The sequence below is a fragment of the Methylobacterium sp. J-068 genome (genome assembly GCF_022829445.1).
Classification (GTDB): Bacteria; Pseudomonadota; Alphaproteobacteria; order Rhizobiales; family Beijerinckiaceae; genus Methylobacterium.
In genome coordinates, this window is the sequence record NZ_JAKSXY010000102.1 from 17,824 (window position 1) to 36,140 (window position 18,317).

Below are 18,317 nucleotides of genomic sequence, written 5' to 3' on the forward strand. Positions count from 1 at the left end.
TTAATGGACGCTGCGGCGGACGTGGGGGGAATCGAGGGAGAAGGCGGGAATCTCGGCCTCGAAGCTCTCACCGGCATTGGTCGCCATGGTGTAGCTGCCGGCCATCAGGCCGTCCGGCGTGGTGAGCGGGCAGCCGCTGGTGTAGCTGAAGGACTCGCCCGGCTCGAGCACCGGCTGCTTGCCGACGACGCCGGCGCCGCGCACCTCCTGGGTCTCCCCGCGCCCGTCCACGATGCGCCAATGGCGCGAGCGCAGCTGCACCTGCTCGGAGCCGTTGTTCACGATCTCGACGGTGTAGGCGAAGAAGTAGCGGCTCTCGGCCGGAGACGATTCCTCCTCGACGAAGCGTGGCATCACCGTCACGCTGATTCCGCGTGTCTGAGCCTTGTACATCGCCGTCATTGCCTCCCTGGCCGGACCTGAACCCGGGCGCGTTGAGTTCGCGACAAGCCCAGGCCGCCGTGGTACGGCCCTCGCAAAACCGCGTCAATCGTGACGAATGCGGGCATGACGCATGCGGGGGTGCCCGCCCGAACCCGAGGTCCTGACTGTCTTGGTCGACGAGACCGTTTCGCGCATTCCCGCCCTTCGGATCACCCGGGACGTCACCCGTACCCTGCTCGGGCCGGCGGCCATCGCGGCCCTGGCGGGCGCCTTCGCCTGGACCGCGCCGGAGCGCAACGCCTGGGCGGCGGCGGCCCTGGCGGCGGCCCTCTTCCTCGACGGGCTCGCCCGCGCGGCCGGCGCCCTGATGGCCCGGCGCGGCCTGCGCGTGCCGCGCATGGCCGGCCCCCCATCCCTCGTCCTGCCGCTGCGGCCCGGAACCGGCCTCGCCGCGGCCCTGTTCGCCACGGCCCTCGCCCTCTGGCCGATGGGTTTTCCGCTCCTGGCCAGCGCCCTGGCCGGCCTGATCGCCATGGGGGCGATCGCGCGCCTCGCCCTGGCGCGCGTCGTCCTGACCAGGCGGCAGGAACCGGAGGCTTAACGGGGCCTTAGGCGCCGGGGCGCAGAATGGCCGCGAACGCCGCCTGTCTTCCCCGATGCGGAGGGGTGCCGGGTCGAGCGCCGGCTGGAAGCGACGAGGGACGCCGCACGCGATGCACGACATTCCGGATTCCGGCATCCTCGCCGCGCAGGGCATCGCCCGTCTCGCCGAGGCCGGCGCGATCCTGCCGGACAGCCCCTTCGCGCCGGACCAGATCCAGCCCGCGAGCCTCGACCTGCGCCTCGGCGCCCGCGTCTTCCGGGTGCGCACCAGCTTCCTGCCCGGCGCCCGCAGCGTGGCCGCCTGCATCGAGGCCTTCGTGCTGCACGAGATGGACCTGACCCGGGGCGCGGTGCTGGAGACCGGCTGCGTCTACATCGCCGAACTGCAGGAGGCCCTGGCGCTGCCGCCGGATCTTTCGGCCAGCGCGAACCCCAAGAGTTCGACCGGGCGCATCGACGTGTTCACCCGCGTCATCACCGATCGGGGCGCGGCCTTCGATCAGGTCGAGGCCGGCTATCAGGGCCGGCTCTACGCCGAGATCTCGCCGCGCACCTTCCCGGTGAAGGTCCGCACCGGCTCGCGCCTCTCGCAGATCCGCTTTCGCCGGGGTGAACCGCGGCTCGGCGACGGCGACCTCGCCGCGCTCCATGCCGCGACCCCCCTGGTCAACGCGCAGAATCCGTCGTTCCAGGGCGGGATCGCCGTCTCCATCGACCTTTCGGGCTTCGACGGCCTGATCGGCTATCGCGCCAAGCGCCATACCGGCCTCGTCGACGTCGATGCGCCGGGCCGGCACCGGATCGCCGATTTCTGGGAAATGCTGCCGGCCGACGGATCGGGCGGGCTGATCCTCGATCCCGGCCAGTTCTACATCCTCGCCTCGAAGGAGGCCGTGCAGGTCCCGCCCGACTTCGCCGCCGAGATGGTGCCCTTCGATCCGCTGGTGGGCGAATTCCGGGTGCATTACGCCGGCTTCTTCGATCCGGGCTTCGGCTTCGCCGGGGCGGGAGGCTCGGGCGCGCGGGCGGTGCTCGAAGTCCGCTCGCGCGACGTGCCCTTCCTGCTCGAGGACGGGCAGATCGTCGGCCGCCTCGTCTACGAGCGGATGGCCGAGCGCCCGGCCACGCTCTACGGGTCGGGCGCCGGCTCGAACTATCAGGCCCAGGGGCTGAAGCTGTCGAAGCACTTCGCCTGAATGCCGGGACCGGCACCCGCGATCGCGACGCGAGCGGTCAGGCCGGCTGGCGGCCGTCGCTGGCGTAGCGGTCGATGGCCGAGGGCAGGTCGCGCGACAGGCGCGCGAGCAGGGCGGCGCGGCTGAGGCCCGTCTGCTGCGTGAGATGGTCCAGGGTCTCGGAGCCGATGGCGCGCTCCAGGTCGGCCTCGGGGATGGCGCGGTTCGGACCCTGGTTCACCCACGAGGTCGCCGTCTCGCCGTGCCCGCTCCGGGTGAAGTGGTCGACGAGCTCGCTGAGGCCGCTGGCGATCAGGCCGCCGATGCCGGCCGTGCCGACGCCGCCCAGAAGATTGCCCAACGGATGGCCCGAAGCGCCGGTGCCGCCCGGCGCCGTCGAGGCGGTGCTCGGGATTCGCGGAACCGTGGACGATCCGGTCTCCGGCCCATGCTCCGAACCGTGGTCCGACCCATGGCCCTTCAGGAGTTCGGCGAGCTTGTCGCGGTTCTGGTAGCCGGCCACCGCCAGCAGACCCAGCAGTGCCGTCATCGAGGGATAGCCCTTGCTCATCGCGTGTCCTCATCGGGTTGGGGAATGGCCGGATGAAACATCCGGGGTCTCGCCGTCAGCCCGCCGCGGCGGCCTCCGTCGATGGCGTGCGCCCGGCCGATCCGGGAGGATCGGCGGCGTGGTGTCCGGTCGCCAGGGCGCGCTTGACCGTGGAGCGCGCGGCGTCGAGGGCGATGGAGGCGGCCGAGAGGGTCCGGGCCTCCGTGGGTCGCTCCAGCGCGTGCTTGGCGATCTCCCCGGCCAGATCGTCGATCTCGCGGGCGAGGCCCTCCAGGCGCGCGGGGTCGGCGCGCCCCTGCGCCTCCTGGCGGATCTCCAGGAGACGGTCGGTGGCCTCCTCGATCCGCTCGCGCCGAAGTCGCGACAGCCGCTGGCCGATCCAGGCCACGGCCGAGCCGATGCCGCCGCCGAGGAAGGCCACGAGATAGATCCAGGTCTCGTAGCGCTCGATGAAGCCCTGCTGCTCGCGCTCGAAGAAGTCGATGGCGCCGGGATGGATGGGGAGCCGCGCGCTGGTGGCGGCCGCCGTCGTGTCGTAGCTCGGAGCCTGCATGTAGTCGGCGGCCACGGTCGCGTTGGCCATGCCGCTGCGCAGTTCGAACAGGTGCTGGGTCACGTCCGCCGCGATGGAGCGCGAGAGATTGGCCCGCGCCATCAGGCGATAGGAGGCGCCGATCGTGTGGACGTCCTCGCCCGGGACCTTGGGGCTGCCGCCGAAGGTTTCGGCCGGCATGGTCACGGATTGCAGGCGCGGCAGGCGCGCGATGATGGCATCCGTGTTCTCGACATCGACGAAGGCCACCTTCCGGGTCCTGCTGGCCGCCTGGACGATGCCGACGATGCGCTGCGCCGTCGGGGCCGTCGGGGCGATGACCGAGACCACGGCATCGACGCGCCTGGTCGCGAAGGCCTTGGGAAGGTCCGCCTCCGTCATCTCCACGAGGGCGACATGGCGCGGCGGCAACGCGCCCCCCGGGTCGCCGTCCAGGAGCGTGAGCCCGTAATGCTCGAGCATCGCCTTGATCAGCGCCTGGTCGGCATCGCGGTGGGCGAGGATCGCGAGCCGCTTGCGGTCGAGGTCCGGAAAGCGCGTCAGGCCCGACGGTTCGGGCGAGGCGATGATCATGGCCTGGTCGCGCAGGATCGCCAGGGTCAGGCCGTTGTCGGGCAGGTCGATGTCCGGGCGCACGACGGCGAGGTCGGCGCGCCCCGCCCGCAGGGCCGCGGCGCTGTCGCGGACGTCGTCGAAGGACAGGATCTTGAGGCGGACTTCCTTGTGCCGCTTGGCCAAGGCTTCCGCGTAGGCCTGGATCAGCGCCGGCTCGGTCCCGTCCTTCGGAGCGACCGCGATGGTGAGGACGGTCGCCCGCGAGATCCAGTAGGCCCCGGCGGCCCCGATCCCGAGCAGCACGGCGAGGAGGAGGAAGACGAATTCGGGGCGCAAGAGGAGCCTGGCGAACGTCATGGATCGGGTGTCCGCTCCAGGTTGCGCCGGGAGCCGGGCCTGCCGGGATCGACAGGCCCGGAGGTCGAGCGGAGCGGCGCGTCCGGCGCGACGGTCAAGGGGACCGGCGCGGCGTCGCGGCCCGGCCGCCGAAGCGGCGGCCGATCAGGGCGACGACCTTGGGAAGCACGAAGGCGATGAGGAGCTTGCGGATCATGCGACCTCTCCGGAACGCGGGGCCTCAGCGCTTGGGGCGGGAGAGCCAGCCGACCGCGAAGGCGATTGCGGCGAGGCCGAGCAGAGCGGATTTGCGGTTGTCGTCAGCGTAACGGACGGCCTGACGGCCATAGGTCTCGCCGCGCTTGCGGGCGTCGCGGGCCAGGTCCCGGCCGTCCTCGATCAGGCCGTCGGCGCGATCCCGCACCACGTGGGCGAGGTGACGGCCGTCCTCGGCGAGGTCGTCCGCGCGGTCGCGGGCGCGTCCGTAGGCGTATTGCGCGCCACCGGCCACCTGATTCACGGCGCCACGGACCTGACGGGCCGGATCGCCGGTGACGCCGCCGAGGGCGGTCTGCGCACGGCCCTTCAGATGACGGGACGCGCCCCGGAACTGGTCGCGATTCATGGGAAAACCTCCTGGATCTGAGTTTCGGTTCGAAGGGTTCCGGGGACCGCGAGCGGCGGTCCCCGGAACGGGAATCAAGGCTTGCCGGAGACCTTGCCGGCGCCCTCCTTGAGGTTGCCGGAGGCCTCGTCGGCGCGTCCCATCGGCGTGTCAGTGGTGCTGCTCATGGGATGCGCCCCGGATTTAGGGGGCCATGGCCGGCCGATCGGGACGACCGGCCGGTGGATGTCGGGACGCGATGGCTCAGGCGCGGCGGGCGTCGTAGCGCTCGGTCAGGGTGACGAGCTTCGGCGCGCCGATGCGGCCGCCGAGGAAGCCCGCGAGGGCACCGAGGATGAGCGCGAGCGCGCCGTAGAAGGCACCCTGGGTGGCGGCGGATTTGGCCGCGACGGCCGCGACCTCGGCCTTCTGCTTGGCGGTGGCGACGGCCTCCTCGTACTGCTTGCGGTAGTCCTGGATCTGCGTCTTTGCCTGATCGACCGGGATGCCCTGCGCCTTGGCCAGCGCGTCGGCGGCGCGGTTCTCGGCCTGGGCCTTCTGGGCCGGGTCGCCCGTGAAGAGGGCGCGGATGGCGGCGACGGCGGCGTCCTTGGCGGCCTGCGGGTCCTGGCCGGCGGCCTGCTGGCGCACCGACTGCTCGATCCCGTCGAGGGGGTTCGAGATCTTGGACAGCGACGGGGCCGCGGCCTGCGCGGCGGTCTGCACGGTGCCGCCGACGAGCGAACCGGCTCCCCCGAGGGTGCTGGTCACGCCCGAGAAGGCGCCGCCGACGATGCCGCCGACCGCGGAGGTGAGCAGGTACAGGACGACGAGGGTGGTCACGGCCCAAGAGACGAGGCCGTGCAGGCCGGCGGCACCCGCGATGGGCTTGCCCGAGAGGCGGCCGGCGATGAAGCCGCCGGCCAGCGCCGCGACGACGCCGGAGGCGATGAACCAGACGCCGGCGCTCATCGAGAGGGTCGAGGCGGCCGGGTTATCGGCGGCCACCGGCCCGACGCTGGACAGGCCGACGCCGACACCGACCATGTTGAGGATGACCTGGGTCACCAGGGCGGTGACGGCGCCGGCGAAGATGGCACCCCACGACACCTGGTTCAGAAGGACGGTACGGGTGTCGCTCGCACCGATGGGTGCGGCGGGAATGCTGGAAGTCGAGGCCACGTGACAAAGCTCCGGGGGTCGTCGGTCGTCCGAGGAATTCGGCGGGTCCGAGGGGGTGAAAGGTTTTGAGGGGTGACGGGCGGCGGATCAGTCGCGGCCGTGGATGAGCAGGCCGAGGCCGTAGCCGAGGAGGCCGGCGACGAGCAGCGCGGCAATGGGGTGCTCGGCGACCTGATGAGTCACCTCGCGACCGCCCTGGCGCAGGTACCGGCCGCCGTTCTCGTAGGCGTCCTCGGCGTAATCGTAGGCCTCGCGGCCGGCATGCCGGACGGAGCGCTCGGCGCGCTCGTAGGTCTCGCCGGCGGCGTCCCGGGCCTGGCGGGCGCGATCCCTGACCTCGCGGCCGTCGACGTCGTCGACCGCATTCCGCACGCGGTCCCCGACGTCGCGGGCGGCGTCCACCGCATGGTCGGCGGCATCGCGGACCGCATCCTTGGCCTGCCCGTAGAGGTTCTCGGCGGTGCCCTGGACCTCGCGCGCCCGGCCCTCGACGGAATTGCGGTTCGAGCCGGTCAGGTCGCCGACCGCGCCCTGGATCTTGCCGCCGAGTTCCTTGGCGGCGCCGGTGATCCGATTCGTATCGACCATGATGTGTCTCCTGTTCTCAGCTCGAAAGAAATTCTGGGTCTCGCGTGACGTGCCGCCGAAGCTACGGCTTGGGCCTGGGCTTCGATTTCACGTCGGACTTCGGTGATGCCTTCTCGACTGACATCGATTGCTGCGCTCTGCCCTCGGCCTCGACCTTTCCGTCACCGATCAACTTGCCGATGGCTTCCTTGATCGAGCCCTCGAGGGCATCCGCCGTCGCATTCCTGGTCGTGACCGTGGATTTGGGCTCGCTCATGGGTGCCTCTGAATGCCTGAGCCTCACGCATCCTTGTCTCAGGTGGCGCCTCCCGCGCGCTGATCAATGATGCAAACGTACCAGTATGCTGGGTAATTTTCATCGATCCACCCGGGTCGGAAAGCCGTCGTGGTCGTCGCCGAGCCCGGAGCGGATCCCGGATCCGGCGCTCGGTGATGTCCCGCAGGACAGGAGCGCGCAGATCTCAGCGCCGCGCATCGCGAGGGCGGCGCCGTTGGCGTAGGCGAGTGTCACTGCGGCTCCCCAGGGTCGGTTGCGACCCGTTATGGTCCAGCTCGTAACAGCCGTGCCGGATCGCGGTTCCGCCCGTGAAGCCCGATCGATTGGTATATCTGGATCATTGACGTGAACGTGATTGCTCAGCGCGGGCCCACGCGCATCCCGTGCGCCACGGGGCCGGCCCGTCGCGATCCGAATCGAAATCCCATCCGGACGGTGCCCGTGAACCCCCGCGCGCCCGAAACGCGCGGCGCGTCGGAACCATGACGCGAGATCGGGGAGAGGCTTCGTCGCCGGCGATGGCCATGCGCGCGGACGACTCCGCCGATCGGGTCCGCGATGGATTCGTCCGAGGGTCTTGCGGACCATGGGCCGCCTCGCACGGCCAGCGAACCAGGCGAGATGGACGAAGTGGGCGGCGCGTTTAATCCAAAAAAATGGACCGCCAAACGTGAATTATTCTTCTTGCACGCATATCTGGTATACCAAATAATACATGCGCGCAGTCTTGAAACCGGCATCAGCGCGTGCCAGCGCGCCTTCAGGACGCCGAGTTGCAGAATAGTTCAATTTCAACCTGACGCCACCAAGCCATAAGCAGATTGAGGGAGAGAACCCATGGCGATGTCCGCTGCTGCACCCCCGACGGCGAAACCGACCGCCAACCGATGGCTGCAACTCGTCCTTGGCGTCGCCTGCATGGTTGCGGCCGCGAATATCCAATATGCCTGGACGCTCTTTGTTCCCGAAATTCAGAAGACCTTCGGATGGGATCGCGCCGCGATCCAGGTCGCCTTCACGATCTTCGTCGTGGTCCAGACCTGGCTGACCCCGATCGAGGGTTACTTCATCGACAAGTACGGCCCGAGCCGCGTGGTCATGTTCGGCGGCCTGATGACGGGTCTCGCCTGGATCATCAACTCCTACGCCACCTCGCTCACGGGCTTCTATGCCGGTTCGGTCGCGGGCGGCATCGGTGTCGGCTGCGTCTACGCCACCTGCATCAACAACGCGCTGAAGTGGTTTCCGGACAAGCGCGGCCTGGCGGTCGGCCTGACGGCGGGCGGCTACGGCGCGGGCTCGGCCCTGACCATCATCCCGATCGCCAACATGATCGCGCAGGGCAGCTACGCCCAGGCCTTCTTCACCTTCGGGTTGATCCAGGGCGGCATCATCATGCTGGCGGCCATCGGCCTGCGTGGCCCGGCCAAGGGTGAGGTCACCTTCTCCACCAAGGTCCTGCAGACCCGGCGCGACTACACCCTGCGCGAGGCCCTGCGCACGCCGGTGTTCTGGGTGATGCTGCTGATGTTCACCTGCACGGTCACCGGCGGCCTGATGGCGGTGGCCCAGCTCGGCGTCATCGCGCAGGATCTCGGCGTCAAGGAATTCCAGGTCAACCTGTACTTCTTCGCCATGGCCGCCTTGCCCTTCGCGCTGATGCTCGACCGGGTCATGAACGGCATCTCGCGTCCGCTCTTCGGCTACGTCTCCGACCGGATCGGGCGCGAGAAGACGATGTTCATCGCCTTCACGATGGAGGGGATCGGCATCGTGGCGCTGGGCTATTTCGGCACCAACCCGTGGGCCTTCGTGATCCTCTCCGGAATCGTGTTCCTGGCCTGGGGCGAGGTCTACTCCCTGTTCAGCGCCACCGCGGCCGACACCTTCGGCTCCAAGCACATCGGCAAGATCTACGGCGTGCTCTACTGTGCGAAGGGCTTCGCGGCCCTGTTCGTCCCCGTGGGCAACCTGCTCATGCAGGCCACCGGCACCTGGGCCACGGTGCTCTACACGGTGGCGGTGATGGACCTCGTGGCGGCCTTCCTCGCCATCGCCGTGCTCCGCCCGATGCTCAAGCGGCACCACGCCGCGCAAGGATCAGTCCAGCCCGCCGGCGTGCTGGCGCACGCCTGACGCCACGCTCGACCCCGGCGCCCGGCGCCGGGGTCGAGCCCGAATCCGCTTCGCCCGCTCACCGCGACCCGCCGATCATCGCGACGCGTTTCGGCGGGCACGACACCCGGACCACCGAGCCGGGCGGCACCCGCCTCCTCTCGGTCGCCCTCCACCAGCCACAGGGTTTCGAGATGGTCGTCTCGCTCCTCATCGCCTTGGTGAGCATACCCTTCGCGGGAATCGTGCTGCGGACGGCCGACTTCAACCGCGATGTCTTCACCGTGGTCTATGTCTCGTCCCTGGGACTCGTCCTCTCGGCCATTCTGCTCGCGAGCGGCTATTATCTGCTTCCGCTGCTGCCGACGCTCACCGATCCCGCCCACCGCTGACGTCGTCACCCTTCGTCGTTCGGAGTGCTCGGAACGCGGAGCACCGGCCATCGATCGCCGAGCCATGCGGCGATGGCACGGCCGCACTGCGGTATACCGTATACCAAGCCTCGTTGTGCGCTGCGATAAAGTGATTTCGCACCTGCATCGAGGCCCCATCATGATCGCCCTGTTCATTCTCGGCCTGGCCGCCATCGCCATCGGACCGATGCTGGCCCTCCTGACCGACGATGCCGAAGCGGGAACGGTGCTTCCGGATACCGGGTCGGCCGGGATGTTCGTCGCGCTCAACGACAACAGCCGGGCCACGGATCGGCGCGCGGCCTGAACCGACCTTTCGGATCATCGCCGTCTCGGCCGCAGGACGGCTCGACGAAACGAACGATCACCGTTGAAATCAGCCCTAGCCCGCGTCAGGGAACCCTGGGAGCGCGCGGCACCGGCTGTCCGCGGCTCGGGCGCACGGTCTTCGCGATCGGTGCGCGCGGCTCCTCCAGCGAGAGGTCTCCGCTCTCGTCGTCGAGGACGGGGATCAGATCGACGCCGAGGGACGACCGCGCTCCGCCGGTGCTCGCAACCGCCGGCTCGGTCCGGGCCGGACTCGGCTCGGCGAGGGCGGCCACGATCGGGGGACCCACCGGGGCGACCGTGGGTTCGGCCCAGACCCGGGCCGCCGGCTCGAACGCGACGGGGGCCGGAGCCTTCGCGCCGAGGACGAGCAGCACGGGCAGGCTGAGCACGGCCACGATGGCGAGGCCGGCGACGATGCCCGAGCGGATGCCGCTGAGGATCGGATGAGGCGCGGCCTCGGCGACGCTGCGCAAGGGGCCGATCCGATGTCGGGACGCCCGGCGCCACCGCCGTCGCGGAGCGGGGAGCAGGGGCAGGCCGATGAAGGAATCCACGCCCATGGCGTCACGTCACGAGGGCCGGGAGATTCCGGCGATCCCGAAAGGTTTCCCCAGTCCGCCGGATTTGGCAACATCTTTTGTCAAGTCACCGGCGAAGACACGCGCGCATTACTGAGCGCTTCGCAGTTCAGACGCCCACCGCGTCTCGATCAACGAGCCAGACGAGGGCGCCGACACTGCGGACCTGTCCGGCCGGCAAGTCTTCGCCCCGCGCGAGGCGGCGCAGGGGCTCCTGCTTGCCGGCCCCCGTCACCAGGAACAGGGTCTCGCGGGCCGAGGCGAGGGCCGGAAAGGTCAGCGTGATGCGCGGCACGAAAGGCGCCAGCCCCGCCTCCGGCACGGGCGCCGCCCAGGCCTCCCGCTCGCGCAGGGCCGGCTTGCCGGGAAACAGCGAGGCGGTGTGCCCGTCCTCGCCGAGGCCGAGCAGGACGAGGTCGAACAGGGGCCTGGCCGGGTCGAGGATCGACGCGCCGTAGAAGCCGCGCAGGGTCTGCGCATAGGCGCGCGCACCCGCCTCGGGCGTCCCGCCCGTTTCCATGCCGTGGAGATGCCCCTCCGGGATCGGCGCATCGCCGAAGGCCTCCCGTGCCATGCGGACGTTGCTGGCCGCATCCGTCCACGGCACCAAGCGGTCGTCGCCGAAGAACCAGTGCAGGCGCTCCCAGGGCAGACGCTCACGGCAATCCGGCCGGCCGAGCCGCGCATAGAGGCGCTTGGGCGTCGAGCCGCCGGCGAGGCAGACCGCGATGGCGGAACGCGGCGCGGATTGGCACAGGGCGACGAGGCGCTCGGCGGCGGCCTCCGCCACCGCGTCGGCATCGGGTAGGATCTCGGCGCTCTCGGGGAGGGGGATCATCGGCGCGGCACCTCGAAGGCGGATGGAGGACAGTTCATCGACGGGGCAGGGTCCTCCCGGCGATGAACGAACAACCCCCGCGGGCTATTTCGGCTCCTGGTGGCCGCCGAAGCCCTTGCGCATCGCCGAGAGCAGCTTGTCGGCGTAGGACGCCTCCTCGCGCGAGCGGAAGCGGGCATAGAGGGCCGCCGAGAGCACGTTGGCCGGCACGGATTCCTCGATGGCCGCGTTCAGGGTCCAGCGCCCCTCGCCGGAATCGGCGACGAAGCCGGAGAAGTCCTCGAGGTGCTCGTCCTGTGCCAGGGCCCCCGCCGTGAGGTCGAGGAGCCAGGACGAGACCACGCTGCCGCGCCGCCAGACCTCGGCGATGTCGCCGATGTTGAGGTCGAAGCGCCGGGCTTCGGGCAGATCCTCCGAATTGGCGTGCCGGAGGATGTCGAAGCCCTCCGCATAGGCCTGCATCAGGCCGTACTCGATGCCGTTATGGACCATCTTGACGAAGTGGCCCGCCCCGCTCGGTCCGGCGTGGACGTAGCCCGATTCCGCGCGCGCGTCGCGGCCCTCGCGGCCGGGGGTCCTGGGGATGGTGCCGACGCCCGGCGCCAGGGTTCTGAAGATCGGGTCGAGGCGCTCCAGGGCGGCGTCATCGCCACCGATCATCATGCAGTAGCCGCGCTCCAGGCCCCAGACGCCGCCGGAGGTACCGACATCGACGTAGTGGATGCCGGCGCCCTTGAGCGCGGCGGCCCGGCGGATGTCGTCCTGGTAGAAGGAATTGCCGCCGTCGATGATGCAGTCGTCCGCCTCCATCAGGCCGCCGAGGCTCTTCACCGTGGCCTCGGTGATGGCGCCGGCCGGGAGCATCACCCAGGCGGCGCGGGGGGCGCTGAGCTTGGAGACGAATTCCTCGAGGCTCGCCGCGCCCACCGCGCCCTCGGCCACCAGGGCCGACACGGCCTCCGCGTTCCGGTCGAAGACGACCGCCGTGTGTCCATCCCGCAGCAGGCGGCGGACGATGTTGCCGCCCATCCGGCCGAGGCCGATCATGCCGAGTTGCATCCGTGATCTCCGTACCCGCGACGGCGTGCCGGACGGCGTACCCGATGGTACCTGGGCCGGCCCTCGCGCGCCCGCTTCCCGAGCAGGGCTACCGCATTTGGCTCGGCCAGGCGAGGCGGCGATTCGGCCGCCTCGCCCTGCGTTTCACGCAGGCCCCGTCACGCCGAGGTCGGGCCCGCGCCGGGTTCGGCCAGCGCGGCCCCGGTGCCGATCTCGGCCGCCTGCGCCTCGACCACGGCGGCGGCCGTGACGTTCACGATGCCGCGCGCGGTGACCGAGGGCGACAGGATGTGGGCGGGCTTGGCCGGGCCGATCAGCAGCGGCCCCACGGGCAGCGCGTCGGCCAGCACCTTGGCGAACTGGAAGGCGATGTTGGCCGCGTCCAGGTTCGGCAGGATCAGCACGTTGGCCGCGCCCTTGAGCCGCGAGGCCGGCATCACCCGGTCGCGGATCATCTCCGACAGGGCGGAATCGGCCTGCATCTCGCCATCCACCTCGAGGTCGGCGCGGCGCTCCCGGATCAGGCCCAGCGCGGTGCGCATCTTCACCGCCGAGCGCGAATCCGACTGGCCGAAATCCGAGTGGCTGAGCAGCGCGATCTTCGGGGTCAGGCCGAAGCGGCGGACGTGCTCGGCGCAGGCCACGGCGACGTCGGCGATCTCCTCGGCGCTGGGATCGGGCCGCACATGCGTGTCGGCGAGGAAGTAGGCGCCCTCCTTGGTGACGATCAGGCTCATGGCGGCGAAATCGAGCACGCCGGGGGCGAGGCCGATCACGTCGCGGATCACCCGCAGACGGGTCTCGAAGCGGCCCTCGAGGCCGCAGATCAGCGCGTCCGCCTCGCCGCGCCGCACCGCGACGGCGCCGATCACGGTGTTGTTGGTGCGCACCAGCGTGCGGGCGGCGTCCGGCGTGATGCCGCGCCGTCCGGCGGCCTCCAGGTAGGTGGCGACGTAGTCGCGGTAGCGCGGATCGTCCTCGGGATCGATCAGGTCGAAATCGACGCCCTGCTTGAGCGAGAGGCCGAAGCGCTTGATCCGGGTCTCGATGACGCGCGGGCGGCCGACCAGGATCGGCCGGGCGACCTTGTCCTCGCAGATCGCCTGGGCGGCGCGCAGCACGCGCTCGTCCTCGCCCTCGGTGTAGATGACCCGCTTGGGGTTCTCCTTGGCCTTGGTGAAGATCGGCTTCATGATGAAGCCCGAGCGGTGGACGAAGCGGTCGAGGCTGTCGGTATAGGCCTGGATGTTCTCCAGCGGCCGGCCGGCGACGCCGGAATCCATCGCGGCCTGGGCCACGGCGGGGGCGATGCGCAGGATCAGGCGCGGGTCGAACGGGCTCGGGATCAGCGAGCGCGGGCCGAACGGCCGGGCCTCGCCGCCATAGGCGCGGGCGACCACGTCGGAGGGCGTCTCGCGGGCGAGCGCCGCGATCGCCTTCACGGCGGCCTGCTTCATCTCCTCGTTGATCGAGGTGGCGCCGACATCGAGCGCGCCCCGGAAGATGTAGGGGAAGCAGAGGACGTTGTTGACCTGGTTGGGGAAGTCCGAGCGCCCCGTGCAGATCATCGCGTCGGGGCGCTTCTCCTGCGCCAGATCCGGCATGATCTCGGGGTAGGGGTTGGCCAGCGCCATGATCAGCGGCTTGTCGGCCATCTTCTCCAGGTATTCGGGCTTGAGCACGCCGCCGGCCGAGAGGCCGATGAACACGTCGGCGCCCGCGATCACCTCCGCGAGGGTGCGCGCTTGCGTCTCCTGCGCGTAGACGTCCTTCCAGCGGTCCATCAGCTCGGCCCGGCCCTTGTAGACCACGCCCTTGATGTCGGTGACCGTGATGTTCTCGACGCGCGCGCCGAGCGAGACGAGCAGGTTGAGGCAGGCGAGCGCGGCGGCGCCCGCGCCCGAGGTGACGATGCGGACGTCGGAGAGCTGCTTGCCGGCGAGTTCGAGGCCGTTGAGGACGGCGGCCGCCACGATGATGGCGGTGCCGTGCTGGTCGTCGTGGAAGACCGGGATGTTCATCCGGGCCCGGCACTGCTCCTCGACCTCGAAGCACTCGGGCGCCTTGATGTCCTCGAGGTTGATGCCGCCGAAGGTCGGCTCCAGGGCGCAGACCACGTCGACGAGCTTGGAGACCTCGTTCTGGGCGACCTCGATGTCGAACACGTCGATGCCGGCGAACTTCTTGAAGAGGACGGCCTTGCCCTCCATCACGGGCTTCGAGGCGAGCGGCCCGATATCGCCGAGGCCCAGCACGGCCGTGCCGTTGGTGAGCACCGCGACGAGGTTCTGGCGGATGGTGAGGGTGGCGGCCTCCTGCGGATCCTCGTGGATCGCCATGCAGGCGGCGGCGACGCCGGGCGAGTAGGCCAGCGCCAGGTCGCGCTGGTTGCCGAGCGGCTTCGTCGCCTGGATCTCCAGTTTCCCGGGTCGCGGCAATCGATGGTAGACGAGCGCTCCCGACTTGAGATCGTCGGACATGTTGTCGCCCATGGTCGTCCTCCTTAGGATTGCGCGCCGTTCCTGCGTCGGAGCGCGTCTCCCATCATCGGCGGGATATTGGCTGGGGCTCCTGTTGCACCGGCTGCCGGATGGGCGCAACCCGCGCCAGGAGTCCCGGATCGACCGTGCCCGCCCGCCGTACGGACCGGTCTCCCCATCGGCACAAACTCCTACGGCTGGCCGCCGCTGTCGCGCCCGGATCGCGTCCCGACGCTGACGATCGGAGGGTTTTGTTCCATCCCGGGCGGGCTCGGGTTCCGCGTCCCCCCTGTCCGGAGGGTCGGCGTTGCGGCGCCGGCCCGAATCCCGTACCGGCAATCCCGTACCGGCTTGCGTTCAAACGCCTCGCCACACGACTCGAAAACGCCCCAAGGTCCGCGCCGATGTCCGACACGCCTCCCGACCGCCTCGCGGTGAATCCCAACAGCCCGTTCTACGACGAGAAGATGCTCGAGCGCGGCATCGGCATCCGTTTCAAGGGGGTCGAGAAGACCAATGTCGAGGAATACTGCGTCAGCGAGGGCTGGGTCCGCCTCTCGGCCGGCAAGACCCTGGACCGCGCCGGCAATCCGATGACGGTGAAGCTGAAGGGCCCCGTCGAGCCGTACTTTCGGGATGACGCACCGGCTGAGGGCTGAGGCTCAGGCTGACGCCGCCTCCAGCGGGAACGGCGTCGGCTCCCAGTAGGGCTCGATCTTCGTGCCGCGGATGTTGTCCGCCTCCCAGCCGTGGAGGATGCTCGCGAGCGCGGCCCGGTCTCCGGCCAGGAGCGGTTCGGCCACGGGCATGATCAGGCTTCGCATGTACTGGTGGATCGGCGCGTGCGAACCTGCGGTCTCCCGGAAGTGCAGAAGGAGTGTCTCCAACAAACTGCGTGCGGCCTCGAGGTCGCCGAGGGCAATGTCGAGGATGAGGCGCTGCTCCGGGAAGCCGGTCAGGGCGATGTCGAACGTCTCACGGTAAAAGGTCGCCCATCGTTCCAGGCTATCGAGCGACCGGAGGAGCGGTAGGGCTTCTGTCTCGATCACCGGAAACGCGGTCTCCACCATGGGGAGATCGGACCAGTGCCAGTATGGAGACCCGCCTTGAGACGAAGGATAGAGCCACGCTGAGCATCGCCCGATCACCCCGAACAGGTTTGGTGTCGGGACGAATGCCGGAAGAATCGCCCACCCGATGCGGAAGACATCACGGTCATACGAGCGATCCACGAAGACGCGCGACATCGTATGGCGAATCGGTCTGAGCCAGAGTTCGCGTCCGCCGACATAGGCAAAGTCGGCATGGCGGCTGGCCAGCGGACGAAAGATGGTTCCTGCCTGGCGCGCAGTCGTCATCGGCTTGGCCTCACCTCCAAGAGGATGAAACGCTTGGCATGCGGGAAATTTCGCATCGCGGCCGCTGCATAGTCGATCGCCGTTCTCGGCTTCATTCCCGTCTTCCCCGTTTTTGGATCATAGATACAAACCGTGGAGGGCTCTGTATTTTCAAGAATATCAAGCCTAATGCTGTCAATCTGACCATGATAAGCAGTGCCTATTGTACTCCTGCCATATGAAATTTCAGCAACGAAGGTAGGGTCTTCGCGCGCATTGACATCTTCGGCCATGAGAGCGTGAACACGCGTACCTACAGCCTGCGGTGTCAGATATATTCCAGATGATGTGACGCTTGCCATCGTTCTATCCAGCAGGGATTGCACCTCACCGTGGCGAGGGCAGGCGAGGTCCAAATCCGGTCGCTCCACTTCCCCGACCCAGATTGCTTCGGAGGACGACGCACCACCACGCTTGTACTCGCTTGCTGGCGCGACGAAGATCGCCGAGCCGCTCCTCTGAGACAGCACGCCCAGCAAAGCCAACGCTGCGTCGACGGCCGCAGCGCCCCTTGATGGTCCCCGCATCGGAGACCGGACTGTCTGGACAAAAGCTTCGGACTGCACGCCCGAGGCAGTCAGAGTACCGCGCGACAGGATCTCTCCGGTCTCGCCATCGCGGACGGTCTGGGTTCGCCCCTCCATCTCGAAGAGCGTCCGGGTGCCGTCCGGCGCGATGACTGTGTGCTGCTCGTCCCAGGTCTCGGAGGGCTGGCTGCGAATCCGCAGCGAGAGCACCCGCGAGCCATCATCGGCGACGACGTCCTGCCCGTCGTCTCCAGAGGTCCATTGCCCGGCCCCGGTCTGACCAGCCGGCGTTCGGGGCTGATCGGGGTCGTAGGCCCGGGAGAGGCGATGCTCGACGCGGAGGAGTCCGACTTCGACTCTCAGGGCTGCGAGGTCATAGGGAAGTTTCGCGCGTTCCGCGCTCTGACGGCCAGACAACGACATGGCCTGACAACGAGTTGGGCGGTGCTCCGGAGAGATCGAGCGACCGGCCCATCTGTCTCACGAAACCGCCAGAATATCAATAAAAACCTAACATGGCTCTATATTCAGGACCCCGTTGGGTCAGTCCGGGCTCACCCCGAGCACCCGCTCGCGCTTTGCCCGCTCACCGGCGAAATTCCGCACCGCCACGGCGACCTGCTCCGCGAGCGCCGCCTCCGAGGTCGGGTCGCGCAGGACGAGGCTGGTGATGGCGTCCGGGTGGTTGCGGCGCTGCTTCGGGGTGCGGGCATGGTTCGAGACCCGCAGGGCGAAGGCGCAGGCCTCGGGCTTGAGGTAGACGCTGTCGCCCCGCGTGTTGCGGGCGACCACAGCAAACCCTCGCGCGACGAGGAGGTCGACGGCGCGCGCGATCGCCTCGACGGGCGTGAGCGTCGTCACGGCGCCAGACCCTCGCGGGCGAGGGCGCTGCGGCCGCGCAGGGCCGCGAGGGCGCCGGCGGCGGAGCCCGCGTAGCGCTCGTAGCGCCGACGCCGGAGCGCGAGGCCGGCCAGGGCCGCCTTCGGCAGGTTGACCGCGAGCAGTCCCGGACTCGGATCGGGCAGGCCGTATTTCCGTGCGACGTAGGCCCGCGACCAGGCTTGGTGCCAGCGCGTGCGGAACACCCGGCCGGGCTCCGGCCGGCAGGAGCGTCCGCGCCCGTGCACGGCCTGCGCGGCGTGGACATGCACGAGGGCATGGCCCGCATCCGCCACCCGGCGGCAGAGGTCGTCGTCCTCGTAGAACAGGAAGATCTCGGGGTCGAAGCCGCCGAGAGCCAGGAAGAGATCGCGCCGCACCAGCAGGCAGGCACCGGAGAGGAAGGGCACGCAGACATCGCCCTCCGGCAGGGCGCGCCGGCCCCTCGGGTTCGCGAGATAGGGCGACAGCAGGGAGCGCGGCTGGAAGAACAGGCGTCCGTCCGGCTCGGTGAGCCGCGGCGCGAGCAGCCCCGCATCCGGGTAGGCACGCGCGGCGGCCAGCAGCGCGTCGACGGCACCCGGCCGCAGGATCACGTCGGGATTGAGGATCAGGACGCGCTCGGCGCGCGCGGCCGCCCGCACGCCGATGTTGCCGGCCCGGCCATAGCCCTCGTTGCGGGCGTTCTCCACCACGTCGGCCCCGGCCGCGCGGGCCACGGCCACCGAGGCATCCCGGCTCGCGTTGTCCACCACGAGGGCCGGCACGTGCTCGGCCGCGAGGGCGGACAGGCACGGCGGCAGGCTCTCGGCGCTGTCATGTGCCACGACGATGGCGAGGAGGCTCGGCACGGGCTGCGGGAAATTGCGGCGA

At 69.6% G+C, this 18,317-nt stretch carries 22 protein-coding genes; 6 read left to right on the forward strand and 16 right to left on the reverse strand.

Annotation, left to right across the window (positions count from 1 at the left end; genetic code table 11):
• Nucleotides 1-393, reverse strand: a complete 393-nt coding sequence (gene apaG / locus MKK54_RS17825; protein WP_244012622.1) for a Co2+/Mg2+ efflux protein ApaG — start codon at nt 391-393, stop codon at nt 1-3.
• Nucleotides 394-553: 160 nt separating this feature from the next.
• Between apaG and MKK54_RS17830 the strand changes: the two genes are divergently transcribed.
• Nucleotides 554-985 carry a hypothetical protein gene (locus tag MKK54_RS17830; protein WP_244012624.1) on the forward strand — a complete coding sequence of 144 codons (432 nt, stop codon included), beginning with the start codon at nt 554-556 and terminating at the stop codon, nt 983-985.
• A gap of 112 nt (nt 986-1,097) precedes the next feature.
• Nucleotides 1,098-2,183: a 2'-deoxycytidine 5'-triphosphate deaminase gene (locus MKK54_RS17835; RefSeq protein ID WP_244012626.1), complete on the forward strand. Its 1,086-nt coding sequence runs from the start codon at nt 1,098-1,100 to the stop codon at nt 2,181-2,183.
• 37 nt (nt 2,184-2,220) lie between these two features.
• Here MKK54_RS17835 and MKK54_RS17840 read toward each other — a convergent pair whose 3' ends face one another.
• The 7 genes from MKK54_RS17840 to MKK54_RS17870 form a co-directional block, all read right to left on the reverse strand.
• Nucleotides 2,221-2,733 (reverse strand): YidB family protein, encoded by a 513-nt coding sequence (locus tag MKK54_RS17840; protein ID WP_244012628.1) that lies wholly within the window; start codon nt 2,731-2,733, stop codon nt 2,221-2,223.
• Nucleotides 2,734-2,788: 55 nt separating this feature from the next.
• A complete protein-coding gene (locus tag MKK54_RS17845; protein ID WP_244012630.1) occupies nt 2,789-4,198 on the reverse strand; it encodes a TAXI family TRAP transporter solute-binding subunit in 1,410 nt (469 codons plus the stop codon).
• A gap of 220 nt (nt 4,199-4,418) precedes the next feature.
• A complete protein-coding gene (locus MKK54_RS17850) occupies nt 4,419-4,802 on the reverse strand; it encodes a CsbD family protein (RefSeq protein WP_244012632.1) in 384 nt (127 codons plus the stop codon).
• 243 nt (nt 4,803-5,045) lie between these two features.
• Nucleotides 5,046-5,963: a PhnA-like protein gene (locus MKK54_RS17855; protein ID WP_244012634.1), complete on the reverse strand. Its 918-nt coding sequence runs from the start codon at nt 5,961-5,963 to the stop codon at nt 5,046-5,048.
• An 87-nt stretch (nt 5,964-6,050) separates the two neighbouring features.
• Entirely contained in the window at nt 6,051-6,551 is a 501-nt protein-coding gene (locus tag MKK54_RS17860) for a CsbD family protein (RefSeq protein WP_244012636.1), read from the reverse strand.
• Nucleotides 6,552-6,612: 61 nt separating this feature from the next.
• Nucleotides 6,613-6,807, reverse strand: coding sequence for a CsbD family protein (locus MKK54_RS17865; RefSeq protein WP_244012637.1), 195 nt, complete (start codon nt 6,805-6,807; stop codon nt 6,613-6,615).
• Between the two features lie 99 nt (nt 6,808-6,906).
• Entirely contained in the window at nt 6,907-7,062 is a 156-nt protein-coding gene (locus MKK54_RS17870) for a hypothetical protein (protein ID WP_244012638.1), read from the reverse strand.
• Between the two features lie 603 nt (nt 7,063-7,665).
• Here MKK54_RS17870 and oxlT point away from each other — a divergent pair.
• From oxlT to MKK54_RS17885, 3 genes are all read left to right on the forward strand, one after another.
• Nucleotides 7,666-8,964, forward strand: a complete 1,299-nt coding sequence (oxlT, locus tag MKK54_RS17875; protein WP_279597421.1) for an oxalate/formate MFS antiporter — start codon at nt 7,666-7,668, stop codon at nt 8,962-8,964.
• Nucleotides 8,965-9,137: 173 nt separating this feature from the next.
• Nucleotides 9,138-9,335: a hypothetical protein gene (locus tag MKK54_RS17880; protein ID WP_244012639.1), complete on the forward strand. Its 198-nt coding sequence runs from the start codon at nt 9,138-9,140 to the stop codon at nt 9,333-9,335.
• 160 nt (nt 9,336-9,495) lie between these two features.
• Nucleotides 9,496-9,663 (forward strand): hypothetical protein, encoded by a 168-nt coding sequence (locus MKK54_RS17885; RefSeq protein ID WP_244012640.1) that lies wholly within the window; start codon nt 9,496-9,498, stop codon nt 9,661-9,663.
• 85 nt (nt 9,664-9,748) lie between these two features.
• Here the strand turns inward: MKK54_RS17885 and MKK54_RS17890 are convergent, their stop codons facing one another.
• The 4 genes from MKK54_RS17890 to MKK54_RS17905 all read right to left on the reverse strand — a co-directional run bounded on the left by MKK54_RS17890 (nt 9,749) and on the right by MKK54_RS17905 (nt 14,653).
• Nucleotides 9,749-10,159 (reverse strand): hypothetical protein, encoded by a 411-nt coding sequence (locus tag MKK54_RS17890; protein WP_244012641.1) that lies wholly within the window; start codon nt 10,157-10,159, stop codon nt 9,749-9,751.
• 214 nt (nt 10,160-10,373) lie between these two features.
• A complete protein-coding gene (pgl, locus tag MKK54_RS17895) occupies nt 10,374-11,102 on the reverse strand; it encodes a 6-phosphogluconolactonase (RefSeq protein WP_244012642.1) in 729 nt (242 codons plus the stop codon).
• An 84-nt stretch (nt 11,103-11,186) separates the two neighbouring features.
• Entirely contained in the window at nt 11,187-12,161 is a 975-nt protein-coding gene (gene gnd / locus MKK54_RS17900; RefSeq protein ID WP_244012643.1) for a phosphogluconate dehydrogenase (NAD(+)-dependent, decarboxylating), read from the reverse strand.
• Nucleotides 12,162-12,319: 158 nt separating this feature from the next.
• The gene (locus tag MKK54_RS17905) at nt 12,320-14,653 is read right to left on the reverse strand and encodes an NADP-dependent malic enzyme (protein WP_279597422.1); all 2,334 of its coding nucleotides are present in this window, start codon (nt 14,651-14,653) and stop codon (nt 12,320-12,322) included.
• Between the two features lie 392 nt (nt 14,654-15,045).
• Between MKK54_RS17905 and MKK54_RS17910 the strand changes: the two genes are divergently transcribed.
• Nucleotides 15,046-15,300 (forward strand): DUF3297 family protein, encoded by a 255-nt coding sequence (locus MKK54_RS17910; protein WP_243913194.1) that lies wholly within the window; start codon nt 15,046-15,048, stop codon nt 15,298-15,300.
• A 3-nt stretch (nt 15,301-15,303) separates the two neighbouring features.
• On the opposite strand, the gene MKK54_RS17915 is transcribed toward MKK54_RS17910, so the two are convergent.
• The 4 genes from MKK54_RS17915 to MKK54_RS17930 all read right to left on the reverse strand — a co-directional run bounded on the left by MKK54_RS17915 (nt 15,304) and on the right by MKK54_RS17930 (nt 18,295).
• A complete protein-coding gene (locus MKK54_RS17915) occupies nt 15,304-15,999 on the reverse strand; it encodes a hypothetical protein (RefSeq protein WP_244012644.1) in 696 nt (231 codons plus the stop codon).
• A complete protein-coding gene (locus MKK54_RS17920; protein WP_244012645.1) occupies nt 15,996-16,988 on the reverse strand; it encodes a hypothetical protein in 993 nt (330 codons plus the stop codon). The genes MKK54_RS17915 and MKK54_RS17920 overlap by 4 nt, the downstream gene beginning before the upstream one ends.
• Nucleotides 16,989-17,108: 120 nt before the next feature.
• A complete protein-coding gene (locus MKK54_RS17925) occupies nt 17,109-17,426 on the reverse strand; it encodes a hypothetical protein (RefSeq protein ID WP_244012646.1) in 318 nt (105 codons plus the stop codon).
• Entirely contained in the window at nt 17,423-18,295 is an 873-nt protein-coding gene (locus MKK54_RS17930; RefSeq protein ID WP_244012647.1) for a glycosyltransferase family 2 protein, read from the reverse strand. The genes MKK54_RS17925 and MKK54_RS17930 overlap by 4 nt, the downstream gene beginning before the upstream one ends.
• Nucleotides 18,296-18,317: the final 22 nt, after the last annotated feature.